Below are 16,175 nucleotides of genomic sequence, written 5' to 3'. Positions count from 1 at the left end.
TATGAAGGCATCATTAGTAAAAGATGTTAAAAATACTTTTATCGATAAATTCAACAGTCAACCCTTGTTGGTTTTCTCGCCTGGAAGAATAAATATTATCGGTGAACATACAGATTATAATGACGGATTTGTGTTTCCTGCTGCCGTTGATAAAGGCATTGCTGCTGCGATAGGAAAAAGTGATTCTGGCCATTGCACTGCAATTGCTCTAGATTTAGACAGCACTATTGATTTTGAATTAGATAAACTCAAGCCATCTAAAATAGGGAGCTGGGAAAATTATATTTTTGGTGTGGTTGCCGAAATTCAAAACAAAAATATAATTGTAGGTGATTTTAATATTGTCTTTAGAGGTGATATTCCAGGAGGTGCCGGCATGTCTTCTTCGGCTGCTTTAGAAAACAGTGTTGTTTATGGTTTAAATGAATTATTAGACTTAGGGCTTTCAAAACATGAAATGATTTTGATTTCACAAAAAGCAGAGCACAACTATGTGGGCGTAAAATGCGGGATAATGGACCAATATGCCAGTATGTTCGGGATTAAAAACAACGCACTTCACTTAGACTGTCGCACTATTGAATCCAAACCTTACGAAATCAACTTTAAGGACCATCAATTAATGCTTATCAATACAAATGTAAAGCACAGTTTATCCGACAGTGCCTATAATGACAGACGGTATGCATGTGAAAGTATTTCCGAGTTATTAGGCGTGAAAGCATTAAGAGACGCTACAGAAGCAGATTTGGAAACCATCATGGGTAAAGTAACACCATCAAATTACCAAAAAGCGCTTTATGTAATTCAAGAAAATGAAAGAACACTAAAAGCTGCAAAAGCTATAGAGGATGATGATTTAGAAAAATTAGGAAAACTAATTTACCAATCGCATGACGGTTTATCAAATCAGTTTAAAGTGAGTTGCGAAGAGCTAGATTTTCTTGTGTTACAAGCCAAAAAAAACAAGCATGTACTAGGTTCAAGAATGATGGGAGGTGGTTTTGGTGGTTGTACTATAAACCTTGTAGCCAAGAGTGAAGCTAAGGCTTTTGCTGAAAAAGCCTCAAAAGCATATAAGAAAGAATTTGATAAAGACTGTTCAGTGTATTTCGTCCAACTTTCGGATGGCACACACTTGGTAGAATAACACACGGAGTAAAACAAAAATGGAGAATACAGACTTACAAGACTATTCACATAAGCGCTTCAATATCCTAACGGGCGAATGGGTTTTGGTATCGCCACATCGCGCTAAGCGTCCTTGGCAAGGTCAAAATGAAGAAGTCAATAATAAAAAGCGACCAGCATATGACAACACTTGTTATTTATGCGCAGGAAATACACGCATTAATGGTGCAGTAAACCCTGATTATAAAGATGTATTTATCTTCACTAATGACTTTGCAGCATTACAGAGCGATTCACCAACATTTTCAATTCATGATGGATTGCTTATTGCAGAGAGCGAAACAGGGATTTGTAAAGTGATATGTTTTAGTCCTGACCATTCTAAAAGTTTGGCAGATATGTCGCCAACAGAAATTCAAAAAGTGGTTTATGCGTGGCAAGAACAGTATAAAGAATTGGGAGATAATCCTAAAATCAATTATGTTCAAATCTTTGAAAACAAAGGTGCTGTTATGGGTTGTAGCAATCCGCATCCACACGGGCAAATATGGAGTCAGTCTACACTGCCAAACGAGGTTGATAAAAAACACACACAACAGTTAAACTACTTCAACAAAAATAAAAGCAGTCTTTTGGGAGATTATCTTGCTCAAGAACTGGAAAAGCAAGAGCGCATTATTTTTGAAAACTATGGATTTGTAGTATTAGTTCCTTTTTGGGCAGTATGGCCTTTTGAGACAATGATTGCCCCTAAGAGACATATTTCTAGCATTTCAGACATTACGGATGAGGAAACTTTGCAATACGCCGAAGCTATCGCAGTGTTAACAAAAGCATACGATAAACTATTTAACACGTCCTTCCCATATTCCGCGGGAATACACCAATCTCCAACTGATGGAAATAACAATAAACACTGGCATTGGCACATGAGTTTTTACCCACCATTGTTGAGAAGTGCTACAGTAAAAAAATTTATGGTAGGTTACGAAATGTTTGGTACGCCACAACGCGATATTACTGCCGAAAGTGCAGTTAAAATGATGAAAGCATTAGTGTAAAACAAACTAGGACAATACTTCTAAAATAAAAGCCTAACAGAATAATCAGTGTTAGGCTTTTTTAATGATACAAAGTTAAAGTTGCCCAAAAATGGGTGTTAAAGTATCTTAATTGCTCAATGTAAATACTTCGAAATACTTTAATTTGAAAAGCATAAAACACAATCAAATTTTGCGTTATCTAATTTTGTTTTTATTTCCCGTAAGCCTTCTATCCCAAAATATAAAGGGTAAAGTTTATGATAATGAATCTACCGTAAAAGGAATAAAAGTGTATAACATTAGCAAAAAGCTTAAGACCTACACAACCAATGAAGGTGATTTTGAAATTGCTGCATCCATCAATGACACGCTGTTCTTCGAGTCGCTTTTCCATCACCCAAAGCACGCAACATTAAAGGAAATTCATTTTGAAGATATTGCAGTCTTCGAATTAAAAAAGATCGTAAACGAACTCGGTGAAGTACTAATACATAATGTAACGGATAAAGACTTTGACCCAGTTAAATATACAAACACAACTAAACTTCAATTTGCAAACGATATAAAAAATAACCCTCACCTATATGGTAGTGTACCAAAATATGGAGTTGACTTTATTTATCTAGCTAATAAAATTGCAAAGCTTTTTAAAAGAAGAAACAAACCCTTACCTATTTCATACATCTCCTATAAACATCTTGATTCTCTATTCAAAAATGATGATTTATTCGATTTAAAATTACTAAAACAAGATTTGAATATTCCTGAAGAGTATGCACATCTTTTTTTAGATTATTGCGAAACCAAAAATTTGAATAAAATCTTAGTTACTGAGCAAAGGAAGGTGGTACTATTAGATTCATTCGTAAATTTCAGTAAAGAATTTTTGAAAATTATTGAAGATTTTGAGACATCAAATGATACTTTAGGCTTCAAAAATTAAAGTCAGTACTGATTTCTCCATCTAAAAGTTATTGCTATTCGAAATGTTAAATACTGCTAATTCTGATGATTTCATCTATTAAATCTTTTAATTTGAAACATATAATACCATTATATTGAAATATCTTATTTTATTCCTATTTCCATTAACCTTGATTTCTCAAAACATCAAAGGAAAAGTGTATGATAACGAGTCCACAGTTAAGGGGATAAAAGTTTATAATGTAAGTCAAAAAAGAATGACTTATACAAACAATGAAGGTGATTTCTCAATTTCGGCAGTTGTAAACGATACACTTTTATTTGAATCGCTCTTCCATCACAACAAAATGATACAACTAAAGCAAACTGATTTTGATGATATTGCAGTTTTCGAATTAAGAAAGTCCGTTAATGCATTAGGCGAAGTCTTAATCAGTAATAATAACGAAGAATTCAATCCACTTGAATATACACAAGAAGTTGAAAGAGCATTTGAAAGGGATATGAAAAACAATTTACAATTGTACATGAATGAATCTGAATATGATAAGGGCGTAAATTTCAAAAAACTCTTTAAAAGTATTAAGAAGTTACTAAAAAAGAAAAATAAGCCCAAGCCTATTGAGTTCATAACTTATGACGATTTAGACTCCCTTTTAACACATGATAACCTATTTAATTTAAAACTATTGAATCAAGATTTAAATATTCCAGAAGAACATGCGCATTTATTCTTAGACTATTGTGAAGCTCAATATTGGAATAAAAATCTCAGTTCTGAAGCCAATAAGGTCATTCTATTGGATTCAATGGTTAATTTGAGCAAAGAATTTTTAAAAATCACTAAAGAATTCAAAGCTTCTAAGGATACTTTGGGTTTAAAAAACTAAAACCAATAATAATTGTTCCTTTCAAAAGTTATATTTTTAGCCATATTTATTTTTTGCTGAATGAAAAGATATATCTATGTTTTAATTGCCGTTTGTTTTATTGCACTTTGGAGTTCTTGTAGAAAAGATTTTGAATTTTCCGCAAGTACTGGAAACCTTGAGTTTTCAAAAGACACTGTGTACTTAGACACCATTTTTACCAACATAAGCTCTAGCACCTACAATTTAAAAGTATATAATAGAAGTGACGAGGATATTCTAATCCCAACAGTTAGATTGAGTTTAGGAGATGCTTCGCAATACCGCTTAAGTGTGGATGGCCTCACAGGAAAAACATTTGAAGACATTGAGTTATTAGCAAAAGATAGCCTCTTTATTTTTGTTGAAACTACAGTTGATATTAATAATTTCCTAAATCCGAATGGGGAGTATTTATATACTGACCAAATTGAATTTGATTCTGGAGGAAATATGCAAAAAGTTGAATTGGTTACGCTAATTAAAGATGCCATTTTCATTTTTCCAGACAGAGATAATACCACAAAAATTGTTGAAACCATAACTTTAAATGTTGATGGAGAGCAAATACAAACTGATTTACAAGGACGCGAACTATTACCTGAGGAATTAACTTTCACTAACGAAAAGCCCTATGTGATTTATGGTTTTGCAGCGGTTCCTACTGGAGAAACGCTTACTGTTGAAGCCGGCGCCCGCTTACACTTTCATGATAATTCTGGTATTATTGTACAATCTGGAGCATCTATAAACGTAAACGGTGCTTTTAGTCCAGACCAAGAAACGCTAGATAATGAAGTAATTTTTGAAGGCGACCGATTAGAGCCAAGTTTTGCCGACAGACCAGGACAATGGGGCACCATTTGGCTACTGGACGGAAGTTTGGATAACACGTTTAATTACACCACCATCAAGAATGCATTGGTTGGTATTTTATGCGATGGCGACGCTAATCCAACCAATGACAAACTTACCATTACCAATTCTAAAATATACAACTCTGGTAGTTTTGGTATTTTAGGAAGAGGCACATCTATAGCTGGAGAAAATCTTGTGGTTAATAATGCAGGACAAGCGGCCGTTGCAGCTACATTTGGTGGTAAATATAATTTTACACATTGTACGCTTGTTAATTATTGGACAAACGGCCCTCGCCCATTGCCAGCGGTACTGGTAAATAACTTTATAGTTGATGACGACGATAATGCCATAGTAACAGATTTAATTGAAGCTAATTTTAATAACTGTATTATTTATGGTAATGATAATCCAGAGTTTCTTTTAGATGAAATAGAAGATGATGCTGTGAATTTCAATTTTAAATTCACGAATTGTTTGGTGCGTTTTGATGACAGGAACGATAATTTTACAGGACCAAATTTTGATTTTGATGATACATCTAAATATGAAAATGTAATTTTTAATCAAGATCCAGATTTTAAAGACCCGAGTTTTAATATGCTTATAATTGGGGATGACTCTGCTGCAAACGCTCAAGGCAATTTGATATTTGCTTCCCAAGTGCCTACTGATATTTTAAATGTTAATAGAACTTCAAGCCCAGATTTAGGGGCTTATCAGCATATTACGTTTCCTGAGGAAGAATAAAGCCAAAGGAAAAATTAGAAACAAGTTCCAGGAATAGGTCTTTCTATGCAATTGTTTTCTCCAAAACAAACAGTTTCAGTTTCACATCCTTTGTCTTCTTCTCCACAAGATGTTAAACACAAGGTCGCTAATGATATAGCAAATACGATATAAGTTTTTATTGATTTAATATATTTCATAGTCATTTAAATAATACAGTTTATTTTACTCACCTTCCAACTGGGCCTTATACAATCCTATATTAGCTTTAGTTTCATCATCTAATTCGGGTTCTTTGATGTCTTCATATTGCTGTAAAGTCTCCAATAATATCTGTGCAACAATTAACCTTGCACTTGGTTTATCATCAGCTGGAATAGTATACCATGGCGCATGTGGTTTTGAAGTTTTGTTTATGGCCTCTTCATAACATGCTTGATACTCATCCCAAAGCTTACGTTCTTTTAAATCACCTGCGGAGAACTTCCAGTTTTTCTCTTGTTTTCTTAACCGCCTTAACAAACGATACTTTTGTTCATCTTTTGATAAATTCAAAAAGAACTTAAATATAATGGTGCCATTTTCAGCAACATGTTTTTCAAAATTATTAATCTGTTCAAAACGTTTTTCCCAAAAGGCAGTATCAATGTCATCAACAGTATCTACTCCTGGAATATTTTCACCCATAATGTAATAGGGATGCACACGTGTTACCAAAACATTTTCATAATGTGTTCTGTTAAATACGCCAAATTTTCCTCTTGGAGGTAGCGCAATATAATGTCGCCATAAGTAATCATGCTTTAACTCTAACGCCGTTGGCACTTTAAAACTATGCACTTGCACACCTCTTACGTTAAAATCTTTAAACACCTCGCGGATTAAGCTGTCCTTTCCTGCAGTATCCATACCTTGTATACAAATTAAAACGGCATACTTTCCATGGGCATATAGGGTGTCTTGGATTTTTCCTAATTCTTTTCTGGTATTTTTTAGTTTTTGCTTTGCATCTTCAATAACAACGTTGGTTTTACTGTCTTTTAATGCAATTGGAGACGTTACTTTGTAGTTATCCATAGTTAATAATTAGTAGTGTAAAAATAATGATTTAAAGCGGGTTTATTTTGAAGCAAATAGTTTTACATCTTGTTCACTAACTTCTTCTCCACCTAAGATAATCAATCGTTCTACAACGTTGCGCAATTCTCTAATATTTCCCGTCCAATCATAATTCTGCAACAGCTTAATCGCCTTATCGGAAAAACTTTTTTGGGCTGTACCCTGTTCATCTGCGATTTTATTTGCAAAATGATTCACCAGCAACGGAATATCATCACGTCTTTCATTTAATGCAGGTACTTTTATTAAAATAACTGCTAAACGATGGTACAAATCCTCACGGAACTTTCCGTCCTCAATCTCCTTCTTTAAGTTCTTGTTTGTTGCCGCAACAACACGTACATCCACTTTTATATCCTTATCGCTACCAACTCGCTGTATTCTACTTTCTTGCAGCGCACGTAACACTTTTGCTTGTGCAGAGAGACTCATATCCCCTATTTCGTCTAAGAAAATAGTACCACCATTGGCCGCTTCAAACTTTCCCGCTCTATCCTTATTGGCACTTGTAAAGGCTCCTTTTACATGACCAAAGAGTTCACTTTCAATGAGTTCGCTAGGTATAGCAGCACAATTCACTTCAATCATTGGTCCTTTTACGCGATCGCTCTTTTCATGCAACCAGTGTGCCACCAGTTCTTTTCCTGTGCCGTTAGGGCCAGTTATTAAAACCCTTGCATCGGTAGGCGCTACTTTATCAATCATATCCTTGATTTGGGAAATCGAATCGCTTTCCCCTATCATTTCATATTTCTTGCTAACCTTTTTCTTCAGGATTTTGTTTTCAACAACAAGCTCCTTTCTATCTAAAGCATTTCTAACAGTATTTAATAATCTGTTTAAATCTGGTGGTTTCGAAATATAATCATAAGCTCCTAAACGCATTGTATTTACTGCCGTATCGAGATCACCATGACCAGAAATCATCACAATAGGTGTTTCGGGTTTTATCTTTTTTGTCGCCTCTAACACTTCAACACCATCCATTTTTGGCATTTTAATATCACAAAGCACTAAATCAAAATCATCTTTCTTTAATTTATCCATTCCGGCCAACCCGTCCTCTGCTTCTTCAACCGTGTAAGTATCACTTTCTTCAGAAAGAATTTTAACTAATACGCGCCTTATGGCAGCTTCATCTTCAATAATTAATATTTTAGGCATATACTAAATTTTAAATTTTATTCCGGTTCTTAAATAAAACGCATTTATTTCGTCTAATTTAAAAACTTCATCTCTATTCTCATTACGTAAAACGTTATTTAATCTAAATGTGTAACCAGTATACAAATACCCTACCAAATGTTTCGAAAATAGATATTCGTAACCCAAACCTCCAACGGCAACGGATAGGGAGATATGGTCTGCCAAATCTCCATTAACCGTATACTTCTCCTGTATGTGCGCCAAATACCCATCTAGAACAACAAACGCTTGTAGATTGTTTTTGGTGTTTAAAGCATATTTTATATTTGATTTTGGAACCCCAGCATTAAAACTCCAGCGTTTATTTATGTTTCTAAAATAGCTAATAAACGGTAATGGAAAAGGAATGCCAGTTGTAGCATTGTACGTTAATCCTAAAACCAGACGGAAAGGACGCTTGACATCAACAGCTTTAGTTTTATCATTGATAAAGAATAGGCCTCCGTTTAAAAAAAAATCGTCCATACTTATACTTGTAGTGAGCGTAGATGCAATTCTAGGATTGAAATTTATACCTACCCGCCATCCGTCATTCCATTTAAAAGTATAGCCTAAATTTAAGTCTATAATGTGAATTCTATCAAGTACAGATGTATCAAAAGGGTAATCTTCCTCCAAATTTAAAATCACTCTATTATATTCGGCTCCAACTACCAAATAACAATCTTTTTTGGTTTCTATTGGATAATTAAATAATGCCCTTAATCTATTATAACTATCCTCAGAATTACTTTGTGGAATAAAAGAATATTCAAGTCTTGCTAAATCAGTTAATTGGGTGTGACCTAATTGCACTATAAATAAGAAAACAAAAAAGCACAATAACCTTGTTAAACGATATGATATAAATGTTTTCTTATGGATTTTCTGAAGGTTTTGAAACAATATGAATATCGCGTTGCGGAAATGGAATTTTAATATCGTGTTCCCTAAATAGGCGGTCTATTTCAAATCTTATGTCGCTTTTGGGAATAACACCTGTAAAACTATCGTTAAGCGTAAAAACTAACTTGAATTCTAATGCACTATCTCCAAAGTTTTCAAACAAAACCAGTGGCGCTGGATGGCGCAATACCATTTCATGGGAGCTGGCAGCATTGAGCAATAGTGTTTTTACCAACTCTACATCACTGCCATAGGCTACACCAACTGAGACACTTTCCCTGGTAACCTTGCCGTTTTGTGTCCAGTTATATAAACTATTTGTAAGGTATTGGTGATTTGGGATAATAAGTACTTTATTGTCTATTGTTACTGCTCTTGTGGTACGGAGTTTTATTTCTTCTACACGACCTATTTTGCCTTCTAATTCAACAATATCTCCAACTTGTACAGATCGGTCAATCAAGATGAAAATTCCAGAAATGATGTCCTGAAAAAGTGTCTGTAACGCTAAACCAATACCAATTAACAGTACAGCTGAAGCAGCAAAAATAGCGGTGACATTAAAGCCACTAGCATCTAAAACTACTAGTATAACGATGATATAAATGATCCATCTTGTAAAGGAAAACACCGTATTAAATTTCACCTTGTCTTCGTCAGGTAGTCTTCTGGTAACCAACCTTTTTACCCATTTTAATAAAAAGGTGGTAAGAATCATTACCAAAATAACAAGAAGCAAATATTTAACTCTTAGCACAATTTGATGAGCATCTGCCCCAGTGCCATAAGTAAAATCAACAATCTTGAAATCAAGAAACTCCTGAATAGCCTGCCCAACGGAAGTGCCTTGCAACACCTCCTCAATGGGACCAACTTCGTTCTGTATGTTCTCTTTTGATGTCTTTTGCATCCTAATATTTAATCCACTTTAGAAGTTCTTTGTATGTAGGCTTTTTACCGTACATCAAAATTCCAACCCTGTAAATTTTAGCGGCAATCCAAACCGTAAACACAAAGGTCGCAATCAATAATGCTAAAGATAGCAATTGTTGCCAAATGGGTACGCCAAAAGGTATACGCATAAGCATTACAACTGGAGAAGTAAATGGTATGAACGAAAATACGGTTGAGACCATACCATGAGGATCTTCTATTACAGTGAAAATCCCTATATAAACAGCCAAGATTAAAGGCATAATAATGGGTAACATAAACTGTTGTGTGTCTGTCTCATTATCAACAGCAGCACCAATAGCAGCGTAGAGTGAACTATAAAGCAAATAACCACTTATAAAAAAGAAGATAAAAGCAATAATTAAATTGGTTAAAGGCAAATTAAAAAATCCCTGCATAGCTTCTTGAATTTGGGTATTGACTTCTGGGTTTTCCATAGCTTGCTGAATAGCAGCTTGCTGCGGGGTTTGCATTTGTGCCATATCAATACCAAAAATAGCTGAGACCACAAATAGTAATATGCTACCTAAAATGAGCCAAATCGCAAATTGAGTCAATCCAGCTAAGGAGGTTCCAATAATTTTACCTAACATTAATTGTACTGGCTTCACAGAAGACACAATAACTTCTATAATTCTGCTAGTTTTCTCTTCTATAACGCTTCGCATTATCATATTACCATATATAATGATGAACATGAACAATAAATATCCTGCTGCGCCACCAAAAATGAGCTTGATGATACTATCGGTTTTTGAGGAGGTTTCCCCAACAAAATTCTCCTGAAAAATATCTACGGTTACTTTTGAATCTTTAATCTTATCAATATCAATACCTACATTTTCGTAGTTGATTAGTGTTAAATGCCTTTCTAGTTTGTTTTCCAATTTAGAAATCACAGTTAATGAAGGTGATTCTTCTGAGTAGAACTTTATATTTTTTGAAAGTTCCTTAATATCATCAATATCTTTTATATGAAGCAAACCATAGCCAGACGTTTCTGTGACCAATGTTTTTGCATCTTCAAGCGACATCCCATCAAGTTTATTATATGTAGTGTTATCAGTGCTTTCAAATATATCCTTCACCATACCCGATTCATCTAGAATTGAAATGGTTCGCACCTTATCATTATTTAATTGAGATAGATACGCCACTACGCTAATAAGCGCTATCATGATGATAGGGCTTAAAATTGTCATTACGATAAACGACTTATTTTTTACCTTCGATAAGTACTCGCGCTTTATAATAAGAGGAAGATGATTCATGCTACTATTGCAAATTATTTTCGGTTACCGTTTGAATAAAAATATCGTTTACACTTGGAATTAACTCTACAAAATGAGAGACCTCTCCTTTTGAAGTTAAATAGCTCAATAGCTCATTAGAACTCTGATTTTCATTAAGTTGAACATTCAATTTTAATTCATTACTTAATGTTTTAAAATTTGCTGGCTCAGTTTTAAACCTGTGTGAAAGTTCTTTTTCCAAGGCATTATTATTGTCTGTATTTACACCAACCTCAAAGGTATTAGACTTGTAAGCACGCTTTACATCCATTATCTTACCATCTAAAATTTTATTGGATTTATGAATCAATGCAATATCGTCGCAAAGCTCTTCTACGGATTCCATACGATGAGTCGAAAAAATAACTGTCGCACCATTTTCCCTCAATCGTAAAATCTCATCTTTAATTAAATTCGCATTAATTGGGTCAAAACCAGAAAATGGTTCATCGAAAATTAGAAGTTTAGGTTCATGTAATACAGTAACCACAAACTGTATTTTTTGAGCCATTCCTTTTGATAGTTCTTGGATTTTCTTATGCCACCAATCCCCAATTTCCAATCTATCAAACCAATACTTAAGGCGTTCTTTTGCAACCGATTTACTTAAACCTTTTAATTGCGCCAAATACAACGCCTGCTCACCTACCTTCATAGATTTATACAATCCGCGCTCTTCAGGGAGATAACCAATATCTTTTATATGAGATTCGTTCAGCGGTTCGCCGTCAAGAATCACGGAACCAGAATCTGGTAGCGTAATTTGGTTTATTATTCTGATTAAAGTGGTTTTTCCCGCACCATTTGGCCCTAGAAGTCCATAAATACTACCTTTTGGCACTGTAATAGAAACATTGTTTAATGCAGTAAAATCTCCAAATTTCTTACTCGCACCATTAACTTCCAATAGCTTATCCATTCGCAATTTTTAATTAAAATAATTGTAAAGATATTAAATGTATATGAGTCCGTTAAACTGAAAACAAGTAAATTATTTAGGGGAAAATTGACAAGCGGTAGCTTTTGTTTCGGTTTTTCTAATTTAAGATTTTGAATTGCCAGTAAACACTTGAAAGCATCGCAATTACTGGGTTTTTTATAAAAACAAAACCCACCCTCAATTAAAATTAAGGATGGGAAAAAAATTGCTATGAAAAAGAAAAATTATCACTAATTTTTATTAGCGATAATCAAAGATAGTTTTTTTTTCTTAACTAATAGCAAAACTATTAAGATAAGTTGCACCTTACATAAAAAAATTCCAATTTACTACAGAATTTTTTAATCCATTAGATTATCTTCAATCTTCTTATTAATTTTCAATAAAAAACGAAGTTAATTCCCGTGATACCTGCATGTTTAAGCGCAGATGCTAAATTTAACAAGTGTTTAAAACCTTTGTTTCGCAGAGTTTTATTAGGAAAACATGTCCTTCACTTTTTCGAAGAATGACTTATCTGAACTTTCAGGTTTTGGGGAAAAATGGTCATCTTCAAGCATCTCCTCAAAAAACTCTTTTTGCTGTTTGTTTAATGTTTTAGGTGTCCAAACATTTACATGCACTAGTAAGTCCCCCTTTCCATAACCATTCAAACTCGGGATACCTTTTCCGCGCAAGCGCAGAATTTTGCCAGATTGCACACCTGCCTCAACCTTTATACGCACTTTGCCTGTAACAGTATCAATTTCTTTTGAAGTTCCTAAAACTGCTTCCGGAATACTAACATACAAATCGTAATGCAAATTATCGCCCTCACGTTGTAAACTGGGATGGTCAGCTTCTTCTATTGCCACTAATAAATCTCCTGAAATACCATTCCCAGGTGCTTCATTACCTTTTCCTGAAACTTTTAGTTGCATACCATCAACCACACCTGCAGGAATCTTTATTGAAACCGTTTCTTCTGCAACTTTTAAACCTTGCGCATCAGCATCCGACGGCCTATTATTAATGGTTTGTCCAGCACCACCACAAGTATTACATGGTGCAGAGGTTTGCATTCTTCCTAAAATAGTGTTGGTAATTCTAGTAACTTGTCCTGTGCCTTGACATGTTGAACAAGTTTTATAAGTAGTTCCTGGTGCCTGGACTTTACGCTTTACTTTTATTTTCTTTTCTACACCGTTGGCAATTTCTTCTAAAGTCAACTTCACACGAATGCGCAGGTTGCTACCTTTCATGCGACGCTGTCCGCCTCCACCACCAAAGCCAGAGAAACCGCCGCCACCAAAAGCACCACCGAAAATATCTCCAAACTGACTGAAGATATCATCCATATTCATGCCGCCTCCACCGAAGCCACCGCCACCTTCAAAGGCTTGGTGTCCAAACTGATCGTAGCGTGCTTTCTTATCAGCATCACTTAATACCTCATAAGCCTCAGCTGCTTCTTTAAATTTGGCTTCGGCATCTTTATCATCAGGATTTTTATCAGGATGAAACTCGATAGCTTTTTTTCTGTAAGCCTTCTTTATTTCACTGGCACTAGCCCCTTTGCTAATTCCTAATACTTCGTAGTAATCTCTCTTTGCCATAATTTTTTCTTATTGACCCACAACCACTTTAGGGAAACGAATAATAGTATCTCCCAATTTATAGCCTTTCTCAACTACATCAACAATCTTTCCTTTAAGATCATCGCTCGGTGCAGGAATTTGCGTAATTGCAGTATGCACTTCAGCATCAAAAGCATCGCCTTGTGCTACTTCACAAACTGACAATCCTTTTTTCTCTAATGTAGATAGCAACTTTTGATAAATTAAAAGTACACCTTTGCGTAATTCCTCTGCCTCTTTATCTTCTTCAATGTGTAAAAGTGCACGCTCAAAATCGTCAAGAACTGGCAACAACTCAATCATCACCTCTTTTCCAGCCGTTTTAAATAATTCTACACGCTCTCTTGAAGTACGTTTTTTGTAGTTTTCAAACTCAGCAAATAAACGTAAAAACTTATCTTTCTCATTTTGAAGCTCTTCTTTCAATTTATCCTCAACTGAAAGCTCCTCAACAGGTTCTTGCACTTCTTGTTTCTCAACAGCAACAGACTCTTTTTCCTGTCCGTTGACTTGTTCTTCCTTTATATCTTTTGCTTTATTTTTTTTACTCATATCGCTCTATATTATAACAGCTACATTTCGGGTGGCAAAAGTACTGCCATTATTATTAAAATGCCATATTGTCATTAAGTTTTTTAACAAAACTTTTGTTTAACTTTTTTTTTATTCTGTAAAACAAATTTGTTACTTTTGAGGTTTAACACTAAAACCTTATTAAAAATGAAAATTAATTTAAGAAACATACTATTTATAAGTGCATTAGCTATTGCATTTGTATCTTGTAAAGACAAAGCAAAAGAAGCTGAAACATCTAAAGCTGAAGCTGCCGCTGAAGCTAAAGCAGAAGCGGTAAAATATGTTGCCGATGCCGATGCATCAACGATAGAATGGAAAGGATTTAAGCCTACGGGATCACACAACGGTACCATTAAAATTGAATCTGGAGTTGTTCAGGTGAATGGTGGGACTATTGAAAGCGGTTCTTTCTTGGTTGATATGGGTTCTATTACAGTTTTAGATATTCCTGCGGATGACGAAGGCAACGGAAAATTAAAGGGACATCTTTCAAGTGCTGATTTTTTTGATGTTGAAAAATATCCTAGTGCTGCGTTTGAAATAACTGGAATAAGCGAAGCTGAAGGCAAAACAATGCTTTCTGGCAATCTAACTCTAAAAGACGTAAAAAATAATATCACGTTTCCCGTTACGGTTTCTGAAAATGGTGATATGATGACACTTACCAGTGAAACGTTTACCATAGATCGTTCAAAATGGAACGTACAATATGGTTCTAAATCATTTTTTGATAACTTAGGCGACAAATTTATCAACGACGATATTGAATTAAAGGTAAGCCTTACCGCTAAAAAAGGGTAATACGAGTAGTGACTAACTCAAATTAATTGTAAAACCATCTTGAAATTCAAGATGGTTTTTTTTTGCTATCTAATTAAATATGAATTTGACTTTGTAAAAATTTCCACCTACCTTCGTTTAACGTCGGATATAAGCCACTTGTACTGAGTTTACCGAAGTATTAAAATGGCTCATATCCACAAAGTTGCCATTAATTTGAAAAAAATGAGTGAAATCAATTTAGGACAAGAAATTAAAGAAGCCTCTGCTCGAATAGAAACGAGACAGTCAGAAATAAAAATTGAATTGAATAGTCTAGAAGCTAAAATCACAAAATATATAAATTGGGCTTGGGGTTTTGTTTGGACAGGAATTGGCCTAACTCTATTTTCAGTTATTTTTTATTTATGTAAGTACAAACAAGATGATTTTGGATTAAATTTATTAGGCGACTTTTTAGGAGGAAGTGTTGCTTCGGTTTGGGCTTTGGCAGGTCTATTTCTAATTTATGTTGCGTTTTTAGGGCAAAAACAACAACTATTAAATCAACAATTGGAAATAATGTACAGTCAACTCGAAGTAAAATATACTAGACTGGAACTTGCTGGTCAAAAAGAAGAAATGAAACTTCAAAATAAAACACTATTAAACCAAAAATTCGAAAATACATTTTTTGAATTGCTTACGCTCTTCAATAGTATCGTCAATTCATTAGATTTGAGAAACCCTGACAAAACAATAATTGCAACTGGACGTGATTGTTTTCAGACTTTTTATAACTATTTACACTCTCAAACTCGAACAATCGTAGGACGTGGAAAACCCTTGGTCTCTGCATCGGCACCTCAAGCGATAAAAGCATATGAAAATGTCTATAATTCTAATAAATCTGACCTAAGTCATTAATTCAGAACGATATACCATATTTTTAAATTTATTGATTCAGCAAATGTAGCTGATAAAAAAAGGTCTGCATCAATTGCTAGAGCGCAATTGTCAAGTCACGAACAAGTGTTATTGTTTTATAATTGTTTGCATAAAAATGGACTGAAAAAATTCAAACCACTTATAGAAAAATATTCGATTTTTAAAAATATTGACCAAGAACTAATATTCAACACAAGTCATCTGAATGAATATAAAAATTCGGCATTTGGAAATAAAAACTAATGGCAATAATGACTATCAAATAATTGCTTGTTCTCACTTACTTC

At 34.4% G+C, this 16,175-nt stretch carries 16 protein-coding genes; 8 read left to right on the top strand and 8 right to left on the bottom strand.

Annotated features, from left to right (window positions below):
• Position 1: 1 nt before the first annotated feature.
• The 5 genes from galK (at position 2) to AC1B0Z_RS02250 (ending at position 5,614) form a co-directional block, all read left to right on the top strand.
• The gene (galK, locus tag AC1B0Z_RS02270; protein ID WP_483793926.1) at positions 2-1,150 is read left to right on the top strand and encodes a galactokinase; all 1,149 of its coding nucleotides are present in this window, start codon (positions 2-4) and stop codon (positions 1,148-1,150) included.
• A gap of 19 nt (positions 1,151-1,169) precedes the next feature.
• On the top strand, positions 1,170-2,192 hold the full coding sequence (locus AC1B0Z_RS02265) for a UDP-glucose--hexose-1-phosphate uridylyltransferase (RefSeq protein ID WP_483793925.1): 1,023 nt from the start codon (positions 1,170-1,172) through the stop codon (positions 2,190-2,192).
• 145 nt (positions 2,193-2,337) lie between these two features.
• Positions 2,338-3,117, top strand: a complete 780-nt coding sequence (locus AC1B0Z_RS02260; protein ID WP_483793924.1) for a hypothetical protein — start codon at positions 2,338-2,340, stop codon at positions 3,115-3,117.
• Between the two features lie 115 nt (positions 3,118-3,232).
• Positions 3,233-3,988 (top strand): hypothetical protein, encoded by a 756-nt coding sequence (locus AC1B0Z_RS02255; RefSeq protein ID WP_483793923.1) that lies wholly within the window; start codon positions 3,233-3,235, stop codon positions 3,986-3,988.
• A 60-nt stretch (positions 3,989-4,048) separates the two neighbouring features.
• Positions 4,049-5,614: a hypothetical protein gene (locus AC1B0Z_RS02250; protein WP_483793922.1), complete on the top strand. Its 1,566-nt coding sequence runs from the start codon at positions 4,049-4,051 to the stop codon at positions 5,612-5,614.
• A 204-nt stretch (positions 5,615-5,818) separates the two neighbouring features.
• Here the strand turns inward: AC1B0Z_RS02250 and AC1B0Z_RS02245 are convergent, their stop codons facing one another.
• The 8 genes from AC1B0Z_RS02245 to AC1B0Z_RS02210 all read right to left on the bottom strand — a co-directional run bounded on the left by AC1B0Z_RS02245 (position 5,819) and on the right by AC1B0Z_RS02210 (position 14,157).
• Positions 5,819-6,670 (bottom strand): PPK2 family polyphosphate kinase, encoded by an 852-nt coding sequence (locus AC1B0Z_RS02245; protein WP_483793921.1) that lies wholly within the window; start codon positions 6,668-6,670, stop codon positions 5,819-5,821.
• Between the two features lie 42 nt (positions 6,671-6,712).
• On the bottom strand, positions 6,713-7,876 hold the full coding sequence (locus tag AC1B0Z_RS02240; RefSeq protein WP_483793920.1) for a sigma-54-dependent transcriptional regulator: 1,164 nt from the start codon (positions 7,874-7,876) through the stop codon (positions 6,713-6,715).
• Between the two features lie 3 nt (positions 7,877-7,879).
• Positions 7,880-8,713, bottom strand: a complete 834-nt coding sequence (locus AC1B0Z_RS02235; RefSeq protein WP_483793919.1) for a DUF6268 family outer membrane beta-barrel protein — start codon at positions 8,711-8,713, stop codon at positions 7,880-7,882.
• A gap of 61 nt (positions 8,714-8,774) precedes the next feature.
• Positions 8,775-9,713, bottom strand: a complete 939-nt coding sequence (locus AC1B0Z_RS02230; protein WP_483793918.1) for a mechanosensitive ion channel family protein — start codon at positions 9,711-9,713, stop codon at positions 8,775-8,777.
• A gap of 1 nt (position 9,714) precedes the next feature.
• Positions 9,715-11,028 carry an ABC transporter permease gene (locus AC1B0Z_RS02225; protein WP_483793917.1) on the bottom strand — a complete coding sequence of 438 codons (1,314 nt, stop codon included), beginning with the start codon at positions 11,026-11,028 and terminating at the stop codon, positions 9,715-9,717.
• A gap of 4 nt (positions 11,029-11,032) precedes the next feature.
• Complete coding sequence (locus tag AC1B0Z_RS02220; RefSeq protein ID WP_483793916.1) at positions 11,033-11,968, bottom strand: ABC transporter ATP-binding protein; 936 nt, start codon at positions 11,966-11,968, stop codon at positions 11,033-11,035.
• 497 nt (positions 11,969-12,465) lie between these two features.
• Entirely contained in the window at positions 12,466-13,584 is a 1,119-nt protein-coding gene (gene dnaJ / locus AC1B0Z_RS02215) for a molecular chaperone DnaJ (RefSeq protein WP_483793915.1), read from the bottom strand.
• Positions 13,585-13,593: 9 nt separating this feature from the next.
• Positions 13,594-14,157 carry a nucleotide exchange factor GrpE gene (locus AC1B0Z_RS02210; RefSeq protein ID WP_483793914.1) on the bottom strand — a complete coding sequence of 188 codons (564 nt, stop codon included), beginning with the start codon at positions 14,155-14,157 and terminating at the stop codon, positions 13,594-13,596.
• A 168-nt stretch (positions 14,158-14,325) separates the two neighbouring features.
• Here AC1B0Z_RS02210 and AC1B0Z_RS02205 point away from each other — a divergent pair, with 168 nt between their 5' ends.
• From AC1B0Z_RS02205 to AC1B0Z_RS02195, 3 genes are all read left to right on the top strand, one after another.
• On the top strand, positions 14,326-14,982 hold the full coding sequence (locus tag AC1B0Z_RS02205; protein ID WP_483793913.1) for a YceI family protein: 657 nt from the start codon (positions 14,326-14,328) through the stop codon (positions 14,980-14,982).
• A gap of 204 nt (positions 14,983-15,186) precedes the next feature.
• Positions 15,187-15,867 (top strand): hypothetical protein, encoded by a 681-nt coding sequence (locus tag AC1B0Z_RS02200; RefSeq protein WP_483793912.1) that lies wholly within the window; start codon positions 15,187-15,189, stop codon positions 15,865-15,867.
• A gap of 9 nt (positions 15,868-15,876) precedes the next feature.
• Positions 15,877-16,131 carry a putative phage abortive infection protein gene (locus AC1B0Z_RS02195; RefSeq protein WP_483795227.1) on the top strand — a complete coding sequence of 85 codons (255 nt, stop codon included), beginning with the start codon at positions 15,877-15,879 and terminating at the stop codon, positions 16,129-16,131.
• Positions 16,132-16,175 lie beyond the last annotated feature (44 nt).

The organism is Hyunsoonleella sp. J2K-J805 (assembly GCF_057167125.1).
Note: the sequence above shows the minus strand (reverse complement) of the source record. Positions and strands in the feature narration are given on the sequence as shown.

What these genes read in the sequence shown, in the direction of transcription:
- AC1B0Z_RS02230 (WP_483793918.1), bottom strand. Translation starts at nt 9,713, where the DNA reads ATGCAAAAGACATCAAAAGAGAACATACAGAACGAAGTTGGTCCCATT.
- AC1B0Z_RS02220 (WP_483793916.1), bottom strand. Translation starts at nt 11,968, where the DNA reads ATGGATAAGCTATTGGAAGTTAATGGTGCGAGTAAGAAATTTGGAGAT.
- AC1B0Z_RS02210 (WP_483793914.1), bottom strand. Translation starts at nt 14,157, where the DNA reads ATGAGTAAAAAAAATAAAGCAAAAGATATAAAGGAAGAACAAGTCAAC.
- galK (WP_483793926.1), top strand. Translation starts at nt 2, where the DNA reads ATGAAGGCATCATTAGTAAAAGATGTTAAAAATACTTTTATCGATAAA.
- AC1B0Z_RS02225 (WP_483793917.1), bottom strand. Translation starts at nt 11,028, where the DNA reads ATGAATCATCTTCCTCTTATTATAAAGCGCGAGTACTTATCGAAGGTA.
- AC1B0Z_RS02240 (WP_483793920.1), bottom strand. Translation starts at nt 7,876, where the DNA reads ATGCCTAAAATATTAATTATTGAAGATGAAGCTGCCATAAGGCGCGTA.
- AC1B0Z_RS02265 (WP_483793925.1), top strand. Translation starts at nt 1,170, where the DNA reads ATGGAGAATACAGACTTACAAGACTATTCACATAAGCGCTTCAATATC.
- AC1B0Z_RS02205 (WP_483793913.1), top strand. Translation starts at nt 14,326, where the DNA reads ATGAAAATTAATTTAAGAAACATACTATTTATAAGTGCATTAGCTATT.
- AC1B0Z_RS02245 (WP_483793921.1), bottom strand. Translation starts at nt 6,670, where the DNA reads ATGGATAACTACAAAGTAACGTCTCCAATTGCATTAAAAGACAGTAAA.
- dnaJ (WP_483793915.1), bottom strand. Translation starts at nt 13,584, where the DNA reads ATGGCAAAGAGAGATTACTACGAAGTATTAGGAATTAGCAAAGGGGCT.
- AC1B0Z_RS02200 (WP_483793912.1), top strand. Translation starts at nt 15,187, where the DNA reads ATGAGTGAAATCAATTTAGGACAAGAAATTAAAGAAGCCTCTGCTCGA.
- AC1B0Z_RS02250 (WP_483793922.1), top strand. Translation starts at nt 4,049, where the DNA reads ATGAAAAGATATATCTATGTTTTAATTGCCGTTTGTTTTATTGCACTT.